Source organism: Lactobacillus sp. UMNPBX16 (assembly GCF_002553775.1).
GTDB lineage: Bacteria > Bacillota > Bacilli > Lactobacillales > Lactobacillaceae > Lactobacillus > Lactobacillus crispatus.
Window position 1 is genome coordinate 24,344 of record NZ_PCYU01000012.1, and the last position, 14,146, is coordinate 38,489.

Sequence of the window (14,146 nt, forward strand, 5' to 3'; positions counted from 1 at the left end):
TAAATTATATCACAAATATATAATAAATTCAATATTAGGCATTACTTTGCAGGAATAAATTTAGCAATCTTAATGAATTGTTCAATTGTTAGGTCTTCAGGCCGAATTCGTGGTTCTACACCTAATTCTGTAATCAATTCATCTCGTTTGGTTTTATCTGGCAATAATGACTTTAAGTTATTGTTCAGTGTCTTTCTTCTTTGTGAAAAGCACATTTTCACAACCCAAATAAAGTGCTTGCGATCTTCAATAGCAGGCTTTTCTTTTAGCGGAGTCAAAACAACTACACTAGAATCAACTTTAGGTCGTGGCATAAAGGAATTACGCCCCACTTGTAAAGCAAGCTTAACTTTCATTTCTGTTTGAACAGAAATCGTTAATGGGCCATAATCCTTGCTACCTGGTTGAGCTTCTAATCGCTCTGCCACTTCTTTTTGCATCATCAAGGTCAGCGAAGTAAAGTGCAAGTCAGATTCAGCTAAAGCAAAAATAATCGGTGTCGTAATGTAGTATGGTAAATTGGCTACAACTTTGATCGGTTTAGTGAAGTCAAAAAAGTCACCAATATCTTCTTTAAAATTAGCCTTTATTACATCCTTAAGCAAAATCTTAAAGCGACTAGCCAAAGGCTGATCATCAATTTTCTTAGGCAGTTCATTCTGTAAAATCGTAGGTAAGCTATCATCAACTTCATAAGCAAAAACTTTAGCGCCTGCCAACAGTAGTTGCTCAGTCAAAGAGCCAATACCTGGTCCAATTTCAATGACTTGATCATCTTTTTTTATCCCAGCAGCTTCAACAATACCTAAAATAGCAGTCTGATCAACTAAGAAATTTTGCCCTAAGTTCTTTTTAGCTTTGACAAAGTAACGGTTAACAATTGCTTGTGTTCTAACTGGAGAGCCAATTGGAATATTATTTGTCATTTTCTACCTCCTTGACAGCTGCCTTTAATTCAGCTAATGAAACGCCAAAAGTATGCAAGCGATTATAAAACTGCTTGGAATTGCCATAGCCAACTCGTAATTTAATGCCTACTTGTTCACGTAATTTTCGTGAGCCGCTACCACCAGCTAAACCTAATTGCCGATAAATTGCTGGAGTTAAATCACTTTTTTGCGGTTCAACCTCATGCAAATCACTTAGTGCATGCTCAAGTGCTTCTTTTGAAGCATGTTCTACACCTAGACTCCCCTTTTTATGAGGTTCGCCTTCCTTACGGGTAATAAAAGCTTGCTTTGCATCAGGAACAGCTTTAGTTACAATGCGCCGGATTCTTTCGCCATTAAAGTCAGGATCAGTAAAGACAATAATTTGCCGACTCTCACTTAATTTTTGGATTTGCTTCAATACTTCATCTGAAACGGCTGATCCATTAGTCTCAATTGTCTCGATTCCTGGGAAAAATTGTTTTAAACGGATGGTATCGTCTTTCCCCTCAACAACGATTACCGCATCAAAATTCTTTTTATTTAAGCCCATAAACTCTCACTGTGTTCTTATAAGTAGCATCCGCCACTTTCTCTAGTGGAATATCCTTCAACTTAGCAATTGCTTCTGCCACATAACGTACGTAGCCAGTTTCATTTTGATGACCACGATATGGCTTAGGCGTTAAATATGGCGCGTCGGTTTCAACTAAAATTCGGTCAAGTGGCGCAGCTTTTGCACTCTCGTGTACTTCCGTAGCCTTAGTGAAAGAAACAACACCTGAATATGAAAAGTAAACATTCAAATCCAAAAACTTATTTAACCAGTCAACACCACCGTTAAAACTATGCAAAACAGCACCATATTCCAGATTGCTATTTTTTAAGATGTTATAACAATCTCCAAATGCATCCCTAGTATGGATATCAACCGGCATCTTCAAGTCATGTGCTACTTCAATTTGCCGCGCAAAAACATTACGCTGTACGTCGCGCGGCGATTCATCCCAATAATAATCTAGCCCGATTTCGCCCATTGCAACTACCTTAGGCTGCTTCAATTGTTCAATTAGTTTATCTTCAGCCTGTTGATCATAGTCTTTAGCCACATCGGGACAGTAACCGACCATCGCATAGACATTATCAAACCTTTGTGCTAAGTCAACCGCTCTTTGATTAAAGTCAGGATCTTGTCCCGCGCAAATAACCTTGGTTACACCAAGTGCTTTTGCTCGTTCTAAATAATATTGTTCCTTGCCGCGAAACGGCTCGTCATTCAAATGAGTATGATTATCAATGATCTCCATTAGCCGAGTTCAGCCCCAACTGCATGTTCATCACCAACAAGAGCTAACTTAATTTTGCCATCCTTTTCACTTGATAAGAGCATCCCTTCACTAAGGTGACCCAGCATCTTACGTGGCTTTAAGTTAGTAACAGCTAAAACCTTTTTGTCTAATAGCTCACTTGCATCTGGATAAAACTTGCGAATACCACTCAAAATTTGGGTTTCCTTGCCATTACCAAAGTCCAGCTTGAACATGAGCAACTTGCTTGAGCCTTTAACTGGTTCAACTGACAAAATTTGGCCTACTTGGATCTTAACCTTGTCAAAATCGTCAATGGTGATTTCGTCACCCTTCTTTTGTTCACTTCTAGTGGTCTTCTTTGGCTTAGCTTTAGCCATTTCATCCTTGATGTACTTAACTTCTTCGTCCATCTTAAGTCTTGGGAAGATTGGTTGTGGCTTTTCAATTACCTTAACATCCCATTCAAAGTCACCAAAGGCTAAATGCTTAGCATCGTCATTGTCCCAATTTAAACCAAGTTGCTTGAACATAATTGGTGCAGTTTCGGTCATTACTGGTTCAATCATAATAGCAATTAAACGCAAGCTTTCAGCCAAGTTGCTCATGACCTTGCTAAGTTCTTCCTTTTTACCTTCTTTGTTCAAAGCCCATGGAGTAGTTTCATCAATATACTTGTTAGCACGAGAAACCAACTTCCAAATATTGTCTAATGCCTTAGAGAAGTGAAGTGAATTCATGTTTTCTCTGTAATCATTAATGACACTAGCAGCTGTATCTTGCAAGTCTTTGCCAAATTCAGCTTGAGCAACAGGAACTGCATCAACATGACCAGCTTGATATTGATTAATCATTGACACGGTTCTGTTAAGTAAGTTACCCAAATCGTTGGCCAAGTCATAATTAATTCTTTCAACAAAGTCTTCTGGTGTAAAAATACCGTCATCGCCAAATGGAAGAGCACGCATCAAGTAATAGCGAAGTGGATCAACACCATAACGACTAGTCAATGATTCTGGATAAACGGCATTTCCCTTTGACTTAGACATCTTGCCATTTTTCATTAATACCCAACCATGGCCGATAATGTGCTTAGGAAGTGGCAAATCAAGAGCCATTAACATAATTGGCCAATAAATAGTGTGGAAACGAACGATTTCCTTACCTACCAAATGAACATCTGCTGGCCAATATTTCTTAAACAATGAATCACCATCTGAGCCATAGCCCAAAGCGGTAATATAGTTTGAAAGTGCATCGATCCAAACATAAACGACGTGCTTAGGATCGCTTGGAACTGGAATGCCCCAGTTAACAGTAGTACGAGTAACTGACAAGTCTTCCAAGCCTGGCTTAATAAAGTTATTAAGCATCTCCTTTTCACGTGAATGAGGCAAAATAAATTCAGGATGTTCCTTGTAGTATTCCACCAAACGGTCAGCATACTTGCTCATCTTGAAGAAGTAGGATGGTTCCTTAACCAAACGTACTTCATGACCACTTGGAGCCTTACCGCCGATTACATTACCATCATCATCTTTGTAAACTTCAGCAAGTTGTGATTCAGTAAAGTATTCTTCATCTTCAACTGAGTACCAGCCAGTATATTCGCCTAAATAAATGTCGCCTTTCTTTAACAGCTTTTCAAAAATCTTTTGGACAGCTTGAACATGTTGTTCATCAGTAGTTCTAATAAACTTGTCATAAGAAATGTTAAGGCTCTTCCATAATTTTTTGTAAGAAGCAGCCATCTTATCAACAAACTCTTGTGGCTTGATTCCTTGTGCTTCAGCCTTTTGTTCGATCTTCAAGCCATGTTCATCAGTACCAGTTAAAAAGAAAGTATCATAGCCTTGACTACGCTTATAGCGAGCCATTGTATCAGCTGCGATAGTAGTATAAGCATTTCCGATCGTTAAACGACCAGATGGATAATAAATTGGGGTTGTAATATAAAAAGTATCTTTATCAGCCATTGATTAATCAAACTCCTTTAATCGTCTAAAATATCTATTTTATTTTAACATGCAAAAAAAGGAATTGGGCTAAAACCACGAATTCCTTTTAATTTAAGTAGCTATTCTCTTAAACGTTTTGATCACTTAATTTTATTTCTTTATCAAAAAGCCGTCTCGTATCATTAGTCAAGTTATGTGCGATAACAATAACTGTAGCGTCAACCTTTGTCACCGTTCTTAAAATTTCTTTTGCATTACGCGCATCAATTGCACTTGTTGCTTCATCTACCAAAATCAGTGGTTTATTATATAATAGGGTTCTAGCCAAAACTATTTTTTGCTTTTGCCCACCTGATATGTTGCTTTTATCAGTAGTTACTATGGTATTTATTCCATCTTTAAAATTAAGTATATCCTTTTTTAACTTTACTTTGTCAATTATATTAAGTGCCTTTTTCTTCATGTTAGGATTAAACATTGTAATATTATCAATAATTGAAGCTGGCATCAGTACTGGTTCTTGAGAAATATACCCAATTTGGTTACGAATAATTTTATGTTTCTGACCATCCTTATCGACAGCCACTATACTTCCACTGGTTGGAGTTAATTCGCCCAAAATTAATTTAAATAGGGTACTTTTTCCTATTCCTGAAGGTCCTGTTAGTAAGATTTTATCTCCCTGATTTATTTCAATATCCGGATATATTATCTTAGTCATGCTAGAAAAATTTTTACTCAAGTTAGAAATCAAGTACTTTACATCTTTATAATTTTTCTCTGCCTTTTCATGAAAGAGTGGTTCTTCTAATTGACTATTAATCTGATCAACTATGGCTTTGCCATTTTTCATCTGAACAAGTCCATTTGAGATTATTACTACATAACTAAACGTATAGCCAATTAATCCCCCAATACTGAAAAAAGCACCAATACTCAGTTTATTATGCAAAATCAGCATCCCTGTTAAGGCAGAAATTAGCAGTTGGGCAATGACATTACTCAGTACAACAATTAATGAGACATTCTTATTAATTTTAACGTTTTTTAGGTAGACTTTAGTATAACTAGTACCAGCGGAATTTAATTTACTCAAATAAACATCACGTAAATTAAATCGGTGTAACACATCTAAACCCCTTGTCCAATTGGAAATATCTGCTAAAAATTTCTGTGTTTGTTCTGAATTAGCAATGCTTGTTTTTCCAACAACATTCTTAAACATATCTGGTAATTTTAACAATATTAGGGCCAAGATCAACGTACTCAATACAATAATCCAATTAAGTGATAAAATTGCTACTACAGAAAATATAAATAGAAAGATATATTCTAATAGAGCTGCTACTAAAAATAAGTATTGATTTCCCGCTGTTTCCAGATTATTAATTAAATCATTTTGCACTTTACTCGAATCTATATTGTTGCTATATCTCTTAAGCATTGCTCCTCTAATCGAATGCAAATATTCTTGAACGCTTTTAGTAAGTAAAAAATAATTACCAAAATTACTTAGTATTGAGCTTAATATATATGCTATCAGACTAATCAAACTCAGATATAAAAATCCTTGAATGTTGTTTTCTTTCAGAAGATCTGCTTGCCATGTTAAATTATAACGAACAAAGACTGTTAACAACGATGAAATAAGACAAGAAGTTATAATGATAGTTGATCTTATTGGATTTAACTTAAGCAAGTTTTTTATAGAAAACATATCTTTGCCTCTTCTGCCATTTTAATAACATTTATCAATCCTAAGTTTCCATCAGGAAAACTTACGTTCACATTATGAAATGTTCCATCAATCAAAAATAAAGTATTATCAATATTGATAGTATAAAACTGTAAATTATTCAGCATTGTTCTGATAGCACTGCTAAAACTCTTATCTTTATACACAGTAGTATACATAATCAGCGAGTAAATAATGCCCGCTAGCCCATAATACATACCTCCTGATTTTGGCATGCTTATATCTTTTATTGAACTTACACATTCTTTAATTTCCTTAGTTAATACTTCTAAATCACTATTATTAACTCTATCAGGAAGTATATTGACATATTTTCCTTGCTTTTGCACTTCAAACCCAACCATAAGAAATTTACTCCTCTCCTATTTTCTTAAATAAATCTGCCTATCAAACAAATTTGTAATTTTCTTACTTAAGTTATGTTCTATCCATAAAACTGTTGCACTTGTATTTAAAAATTCCTTTATAACCTGAACCCTTGCAGCTTCATCAATAGCACTTGTTGCTTCATCTATCAAAAAGATAGGCCTATCAAACATACTATTTCGTATTAAAATGATTTTTTGTTTCTGCCCTCCAGATAACCAATTTTCATCATTGGATTTAATTTGAGTATCTAATCCTTCTGAAAATGACGATATATCTACAGAAAAGCACATTTTTTTAACATACTCATTTGTTTTATTAGTTGTATTTCTATCATGACTAAACATAGTAATATTGTCTCTAATTGATCCTGGTAAAAGGACAGACGTTTGACTAATATATCCTATCTCATCTAAATTAGGAATGAATTTTTCACCTGCTGAAGAAATGAAATCTACATTACCAGTTGCCTTTTTCTCAAGTCCTAGAATCACCTTTAGCAACGTACTTTTACCTACGCCTGAATCACCTACAAGAAGTACTTTTTCGCCTTTCTTTATACTAAAATTAGGATATTTAATCGTTTCTCCATTTTTAAAGTGTACGGATAAATCCGTACATCTTAAAATATTGAAGTCATTTAAACTTTTATATTCTTGTGCTTTATTAACTTGTAATTTCTGATTAATCTCTTTTCTAATAAAACTAGAACCCTTTATTTGACTCAAGCTACTGCTAATAGATTTTATGGACCCTAAAGTACTATACAAAAAGCTACCTACTGCAGCATATACCCCTATTTTTAAAGTATTTCTGTAGATTAAATATGCAACAAAAATTAATAACATAGTTTCGACAATATTAGATATATTGTCAATAAAAAAATTATTACTTTCTGTTATCTTAGATTTACTTATTTTAGCGTCCTCTAGCTTACTACTCTGATAAAGAATATTTTTATATACCACTTTTTCTTTTTTATATTCCCTTGTCAAAGCTAAAGTTGGTATCCAGTTTGCAACTTCTTTTATCAGTACTCCTTTAGCACAAGATTCATTTTTTACAACCTGCGCTATTTTATCACTAAATATTTTAGAGGATGCAACTGTTGTTGACGCAGTTATCAATATAAAAAGACTAAGCCATATATTAATGCTTGAAACAGTAAAAAATATCATAACAATATTAATCATTCCACTAAGTATAGTAAAAAAAGAAAAAAAGTATTCTTTCCCCAACTGCTGCAAATTATTAATACTATTATTTTGTAAATCTGAAATATCTACACTATCTTTTTGAGTAAAAGTACTTTTGAATAACTTAAGTCTAATATTAGATAAATATTCCTGTATTTGTTTTTCTATAAAGTACCCTGAAAAATTACTACAGGAATAGCAAATAATACATATTACGACCTCGAAACCCACAAGCGAAAAAAAACTTATACTAGATTTTCGTTGTAATGCAGATACCAATAGAATAGTAATATAATTATTTGCCGAGCTAAACACTGCTACTACCGACATTAATATTATATTTAAGCTCGACAACATCTTATTGCTTTTAAGCATATCTACATATGTCATGTTCATCCTCCTCGCAATTTTAGTTTTATTGCAATAATTATATCATATCATTTTAAATAAAACTTCATATTTACATTTATTTTTATTTATATTATTATTTATTCAAACCTATTAATTAAACGAGGTTAATGTTTTATGGAGGTATAATCTCATGAAAGAATTAATTAATTTACAAAAGTTAGCTAGGAAACAAGTTCCTACTAACAATGACACTATTTCTACTGATGGATGTACTGTAACTACTAATTGTAAATAATTTTATAGTATTTCATTAAAATCATTATACAAAAAGGATCTAAGCTGAAAAGCAAGCTTAGATCCTTTTAATTTAAAATTTTTCTTTTCTCAAATATAAATGTTTTACTAAAGTTGTCAACAAAACATAAATTACTTCTAGCAAGAGGACTACACCCCAAAAGCTAAATGGCAACTGCATTAAGCCCAAACTTGGAGCAATGCTCGAAGATGGCAACATCGTTCCTAAAATTGCCAAACCAAAGGTTACTAAAAAGACAATTGGGGTTGCATGTTGCTTAAAGAATGGAAAACGCTCATCTCTTAAAGTATGAATAATCATTACCCTAGTCCACAGAGATTCCACAAAAATTCCAGAATAGAACAAAGAAATGAAGACCCAGTGGTGGTAATTAGAGCCAACCAAGTAAGGACAAATTACGTAAAACATTAAAGCCATCGCAATAAAGTCAACAATTGCCGGAATTGGACCAAAGTTTAAGACAAATTTTGGCCACATCCTGATTGACCACTTTTGCGGTTTTTTGACATAATTTTCTGAAACACTGTCAAAGGGGATAACTAAACAACTTAGACTAAAAAGCAAATTTAAAATTAGAACCTGCAATGGTAAAAGTGGCAAAAACGGCAACAGTAAGGAAGAAACAGCCATTGCGATAATACTGCCCATATTGGTAACCAAGAATGTTTTAATATACTTCATCGTATTAGAAAAGACTTTTCTGCCGACCATGATCATTTCTTCAAGCAGCTGCAAATCTTTTTGTTCAAATATAATATCAGCAGATTCTTTAGTGATATCAACCGAGCTATTCGAAGTTACCGTCACATCCGCCACTTTCATCGCTAAAGCGTCTTTATTGCCATCGCCCATATAACCGACAGTATGACCGTTGGTCTTCAATGCGTTAATAATCTTTACCCGCAGTTCTGGAGTCAAATGAACAAAAATATCACATTTTTCCACGATTTCTTTTAATTCTTCAGGACTGGCTTCATCGATCTGTTTTCCATCATAAACCGTATCGACGTTTAAACCCACCTGCAATGCGATCGCACGTGTAACTGCTTCGTTATCACCAGTAAAAATTTTCACGTCGACATTATCGTTCTTTAAATCCTCTAAGGCTTCCTTGGTAGTCTCTTTAGGCGGATCCAAGTATGCTAGATAGCCAATGATCGTCAAATCATGCTCATCTTTGGCAGAAAACTCACCTACTGGAGCAGGATTAAGCTTATAGCCGACAAGCAGGACTCGCAAGCCATCATCATTTAATTCATTGATCTGATTTAAAATTCTTTCTTTCCATTCAGAAGTTAAATCTTCAACTTTGCCGTTGAGTTCAACCTTATTAGAAATAGCCAGCATCCCTTCTGCTGCGCCTTTAGTTACTAATAAGTGCTGTCCATGGTGTTCATCATTATCAACGACCACAACGCTCATTCTTTTTCTAGTGTAGTCGAATGGAATTTCATCAATTTTGTTGTAGTCACGTTGAATTTCATTTACGTCTAATTCATCACCAGCGGCATCAATTACTGCCTTGTCAATTAAATCTTTGACCCCAGTTTGATAGTAAGCATTCAGATATGAAAATTTCAGAATCTGTGGCGTTTCTTGCATATCTAAATCGTAGTGGCGCTCTAACACAACTTGGTTTTGCGTTAAGGTGCCTGTTTTATCAATACAAAAAACATCGGTAGAACCTAAATTCTGAATTGCATTCATCTGCTTAACTACAGCACCACTTTTTGACATTTCCAGTGCGCCTTTAGTCAAATTAGAGTTAACAATAATCGGCAGCACCTCTGGTGTCAGGCCAACAGCCGCAGCTAAAGCAAAAATTAAGCTTTCTCCCCAATCGCCTTTAGTCAAGCCATTAATGACAAACAGTAGTGGGATGATAATTGCAGTAGCGACAATCAAGATCTTAGCTAGTTGTTTCATTTCACGATCAAACAATGTAGTTTTTACTTTTTTACGTGAAATGGCTTGGACTTCTTTACCAAAAACGGTGTGATTACCGATAGCAAAAACAATTCCGGTTCCAGAGCCAGACACAATCGTCGTCCCTTCATACAAGATGTTAGGATAGTTTAAATAATCATTGCTCATGCTCGGCTTAATTATTACATTCGCTACTTTTTCAGCTGGTTCAGGGTCACCATCTAAGTAACTTGATGAACAAAAGAGGTCCTTGCTAGTTAGCAATTTCATATCCGCTGGAATCATGTCGCCGGCCGATAAATTAATTACATCCCCAATCACTACTTCATCTGTGGGTAGCTCGACATTGTGTCCATCACGCCGAATATTCGTAGTAACCGATACCCGATTGAGCAACTGATCTGTTACTCTAGCAATCTTAATCTTTTGAATAAAATTAACCAGCACTGACACAATTAACATAATAACCATCACAATAATTGTGATTGAGTCACTATTGCCTTGTGGTATCAAAATATAACTGGTAAAAAGCGTTAGCAAAGTTAATACTAATAACACTACCGTAAATGGTGTCGCAACCGATTCCCAAAGCAAACGCCATTTAGAAGCATTGGTATTAGTAATAATCTCATTCTTACCGTATTCTCTTCTATTTTCTTCGGCCTTATTAGTAGAAAGCCCTTCCGCACTCGCCTGCAATCTGGCTAGTGTTTCGCTACGCGATTCACGTGCAATACGTTGAATACTCTGAATATCAATATTCGATCGCTTCTTGCTAGCTGCTTTTAACATCATTTGCTCCCTTCTTTAATTGGGACAAGCAAAACAAAAAAGCCACCTGTAATTTCTGCAGGTGACTTTTGCCAAACAAGGCTCTGTCATACTCGTCGTTCAGTTTTAACACTACGTGACGTAAGCACATGCTAGCTATCTGGATCTCGCCTTAAGTCGACGACACCTATTTAACCCGTTGGCATCTCTGGATGTTTCTGGGCGATAGCGTGTGTTCACGTAGGAGTCTCACCTAACAGTTTTTCGCTAATTATGTCTACAAAAAGTGTAAGGACAAAATGCAAATAAGTCAAGCCGACTATTTCTTAGAAATTGGATCACGATGACTAAATCTACGCAAGAAATAAGTAATTCCCGTAATTAAAAATGCCAGTGCCAGTGCGATTGGTAAAGCTACACTATGTGGACGCGCGACTTTATTTTGTTCTGCTTGCGTCAAATCATATTTATCAAGTGCATATTGATATTGTTGATCAACTCTAGTCGCACATGCCCGAAAGACGAAGCGAATTCCCTTGTTAAAAGTTGCATTATTTTGACTACGCAATTTATCTACTTCAGCACGCAAGATATTGCCCCGAGCGACCTCGGTGAAGGCACTATGCAAATCTTTAGTTGAATAAATTTGCACATTACGCTTTTTACCTTTCTGTCCTACCACAATAAAGACCGTTCGCTTAGAATGATCTAGCATCTTAGGTGTTAACTTATTCAGCCTTTTAACCGTTATAACGACAATTTGCGGTTGTTCTTTAGTCTGAAAATAGCGATTATTTTTTTCCGTAACCAAAGTGCGAGTTTCTTTATCTAAAATATGAGCATGATCTTCAATATTTGGCTGGACAAATCCTGTCGTTATTAAAAATACAGTTACTAGTCCCATTAACCAAATTAAATTAATTCTCGTCTTCTTCAAGTTTATGGGCCAAGCTTTCCACGTATTTGCGATTAATCTTAATCTGTTCATAAGGCACCTCGCTATCATGAAGTAGTTGCATCGCCAATGGATTATCGCGATAGTCAAAATAATAGTTAATTTTTTTCACGCCTGCCTGCAACAAGGATTTGCAGCAATTATAGCAAGGAAAATGTGTCACATAAATCTCAGTATTTTCTGTAGAAACACCAAACTTAGCACACTGAATGATCGCATTCATTTCTGAATGAATAGTTCTAACGCAGTGACCATCAACCATTTGATGACCCACATCGTCACAATGCGGTTGTCCTGAAACGGAACCATTATAACCAGTGCCAATAATCCGATTATTTTTTACTAAGACGCTACCAACTAATGCGCGATTACAAGTAGAGCGTTGCGCAATTACTAGCGCCTGCATCATAAAATATTGTTTCCAAGGAATTCGATCGTGCATAACTTTACCTCAGCCTTATCTATTCTTGAAATAGTTCAAACCAATTGCGTCACGGACTTGTTCAAGTGTTGCATTAGCCACTTTATTAGCCTTTTTTGAACCTTCCAGAAGCATTTCATAAACCGCATCTTCATCTTGAGCAAACTTTTCGCGACGTTCACGAATTGGTGCAAGCTCTGCTTCAAGGACCTTGTTTAAGTAACGCTTAATCTTAACGTCACCTAAGCCACCCTTTTGGTATTCTGCCTTAAGTTCTGCCACCTTGTCCTTATCTGGATCGAAGACATCAAGATATGTAAAGACAGTGTTACCTTCAACCTTACCAGGGTCTTCAACGTGAATATGGTTAGGGTCCGTGTACATTGACATAACTTTCTTTTGAACTGTCTTTGCATCATCAGCAAGATAAATCGCATTGCCAAGTGACTTTGACATCTTCGCATTACCATCAAGTCCTGGCAAACGTCCTTGACCTTTAGGTGGGAAATAACCTTTAGGTTCAACCAAAACATCACAATTATAAACACGGTTAAAAGTCCTAACGATTTCACGTGTTTGTTCCAACATTGGTTCCTGGTCATCTCCAACAGGAATAACGGTTGCTTTAAAAGCGGTGATATCAGCAGCTTGAGAAACTGGATAGTTTAAAAAGCCAATTGGAATAGAGTCTTTGAAATCTTTTTGCTTAATTTCTGTCTTAACAGTTGGATTTCTTTCAAGCCGAGCCACAGTTACTAAATCCATGTAGTAAGCAGTCAATTCAAATAGAGCAGGAATTTGTGATTGAACATAAATAGTTGATTTAGCTGGATCAATACCAACAGCTAAGTAATCTAAAGCTACTTGGATCAAACTATTGCGAATTTTTTCCGGATTACGAGCATTGTCGGTCAAAGCCTGTGTATCCGCAATCATAATATATGGATCATATTTACCTGAATTTTGTAATTTTACTCTATTCTTTAATGAACCGATATAGTGACCAATGTGCAGCTTACCAGTAGGACGGTCACCAGTTAATAAAATTTCTTTCGCCATCTTTTTGCTCTTTTCTAATTTTTAAGTTTATTTTTTTATTAATATTAATTGTTTAATTACCTAATTTTAACAAAAAATAGGCTATGATTAAACTAGCCCTAAAGAAAGGAAATGCGTATGTGCAACCAGTTTCGTTTACCTAATTTAAAACAAATTCAACAATATCTCAAAAGCGATCTTGACCTGCCCTTAGTTACACCAAATTTTGACATTCAAGCACAAGATATTTTTCCTAACCAAGTAGCACCTGTTTTGCTTTATCAAAATGGTCAATTGCAATTAAGCAACAAAAAATGGGGCTATCCAAGTCCCGTTGATCCAAAAAAGCCATTATTTAACGCTAGAATTGAGCGATTTTATGATTCAGCGCCTTCAATGTGGGACAAATCCTTTGCCAAGCAACGTTGCTTAATCTTAACCGAAAAATTCTTTGAATACGCTAAAACTACCCATATTGCTGAAAACGGTCGTAAATACCATGATCGCTACGCCTTCCGCACTAATCAACCACTTACCTTAATTGCAGGTATTTATGATCAGGATTATTTTTCAATGGTTACTACCGCGCCTAACAAAGATATGGCGCCAATCCATAATAGAATGCCTCTAGTTGTTATGCCCAACGAACTACGCCGCTGGCTTTTTCAAAATTTTACCAGCTTAATTGATCGTAAAAGTGTTGATCTTCAAATAGAAAAAATGCTAAAATAAAAACATATTGCGGGTATAGTTAAATGGTAGAACGACAGCTTCCCAAGCTGTAGATGCGGGTTCGATTCACGCTATCCGCTTTTTTTATACAAAAATAAGGATGAGAATTTTTCTCATCCTTTTG

At 35.4% G+C, this 14,146-nt stretch carries 12 protein-coding genes, 1 tRNA gene and 1 riboswitch; of the genes, 2 read left to right on the top strand and 11 right to left on the bottom strand.

Annotation, left to right across the window (positions count from 1 at the left end):
• Positions 1–41 precede the first annotated feature (41 nt).
• The 11 genes from rsmA to trpS all read right to left on the bottom strand — a co-directional run bounded on the left by rsmA (position 42) and on the right by trpS (position 13,311).
• Positions 42–926, bottom strand: coding sequence for a 16S rRNA (adenine(1518)-N(6)/adenine(1519)-N(6))-dimethyltransferase RsmA (gene rsmA, locus CP367_RS03195; protein ID WP_089145701.1), 885 nt, complete (start codon positions 924–926; stop codon positions 42–44).
• Positions 916–1,482, bottom strand: coding sequence for a ribonuclease M5 (gene rnmV, locus CP367_RS03200; protein WP_005718476.1), 567 nt, complete (start codon positions 1,480–1,482; stop codon positions 916–918). The genes rsmA and rnmV overlap by 11 nt, the downstream gene beginning before the upstream one ends.
• The gene (locus CP367_RS03205) at positions 1,469–2,236 is read right to left on the bottom strand and encodes a TatD family hydrolase (protein WP_089145702.1); all 768 of its coding nucleotides are present in this window, start codon (positions 2,234–2,236) and stop codon (positions 1,469–1,471) included. The genes rnmV and CP367_RS03205 overlap by 14 nt, the downstream gene beginning before the upstream one ends.
• Positions 2,236–4,212: a methionine--tRNA ligase gene (gene metG / locus CP367_RS03210; protein WP_089145703.1), complete on the bottom strand. Its 1,977-nt coding sequence runs from the start codon at positions 4,210–4,212 to the stop codon at positions 2,236–2,238. Before metG ends, CP367_RS03205 begins: the two co-directional genes overlap by 1 nt.
• Before the next feature lie 109 nt (positions 4,213–4,321).
• The gene (locus CP367_RS03215; protein WP_065989846.1) at positions 4,322–5,911 is read right to left on the bottom strand and encodes an ABC transporter ATP-binding protein; all 1,590 of its coding nucleotides are present in this window, start codon (positions 5,909–5,911) and stop codon (positions 4,322–4,324) included.
• Positions 5,899–6,294: a hypothetical protein gene (locus CP367_RS03220; protein ID WP_065989851.1), complete on the bottom strand. Its 396-nt coding sequence runs from the start codon at positions 6,292–6,294 to the stop codon at positions 5,899–5,901. Before CP367_RS03220 ends, CP367_RS03215 begins: the two co-directional genes overlap by 13 nt.
• Before the next feature lie 18 nt (positions 6,295–6,312).
• Positions 6,313–7,902 (bottom strand): ABC transporter ATP-binding protein, encoded by a 1,590-nt coding sequence (locus CP367_RS03225; protein ID WP_065989853.1) that lies wholly within the window; start codon positions 7,900–7,902, stop codon positions 6,313–6,315.
• Positions 7,903–8,230: 328 nt separating this feature from the next.
• Positions 8,231–10,897: a magnesium-translocating P-type ATPase gene (gene mgtA / locus CP367_RS03230; RefSeq protein WP_089145704.1), complete on the bottom strand. Its 2,667-nt coding sequence runs from the start codon at positions 10,895–10,897 to the stop codon at positions 8,231–8,233.
• Positions 10,898–10,980: 83 nt separating this feature from the next.
• A riboswitch (M-box (ykoK) riboswitch) is annotated at positions 10,981–11,144 on the bottom strand.
• 51 nt (positions 11,145–11,195) lie between these two features.
• The gene (locus CP367_RS03235; RefSeq protein ID WP_023488465.1) at positions 11,196–11,780 is read right to left on the bottom strand and encodes a TPM domain-containing protein; all 585 of its coding nucleotides are present in this window, start codon (positions 11,778–11,780) and stop codon (positions 11,196–11,198) included.
• Positions 11,781–11,793: 13 nt separating this feature from the next.
• Positions 11,794–12,273: a deaminase gene (locus CP367_RS03240; protein ID WP_013085750.1), complete on the bottom strand. Its 480-nt coding sequence runs from the start codon at positions 12,271–12,273 to the stop codon at positions 11,794–11,796.
• A gap of 15 nt (positions 12,274–12,288) precedes the next feature.
• Positions 12,289–13,311, bottom strand: a complete 1,023-nt coding sequence (trpS, locus tag CP367_RS03245; RefSeq protein ID WP_005718468.1) for a tryptophan--tRNA ligase — start codon at positions 13,309–13,311, stop codon at positions 12,289–12,291.
• A 117-nt stretch (positions 13,312–13,428) separates the two neighbouring features.
• Here trpS and CP367_RS03250 point away from each other — a divergent pair, with 117 nt between their 5' ends.
• Both CP367_RS03250 and CP367_RS03255 read left to right on the top strand, forming a co-directional pair.
• Positions 13,429–14,022, top strand: a complete 594-nt coding sequence (locus CP367_RS03250; RefSeq protein ID WP_005718467.1) for an SOS response-associated peptidase — start codon at positions 13,429–13,431, stop codon at positions 14,020–14,022.
• A gap of 9 nt (positions 14,023–14,031) precedes the next feature.
• A tRNA-Gly gene (locus CP367_RS03255) sits at positions 14,032–14,102 on the top strand.
• Positions 14,103–14,146 lie beyond the last annotated feature (44 nt).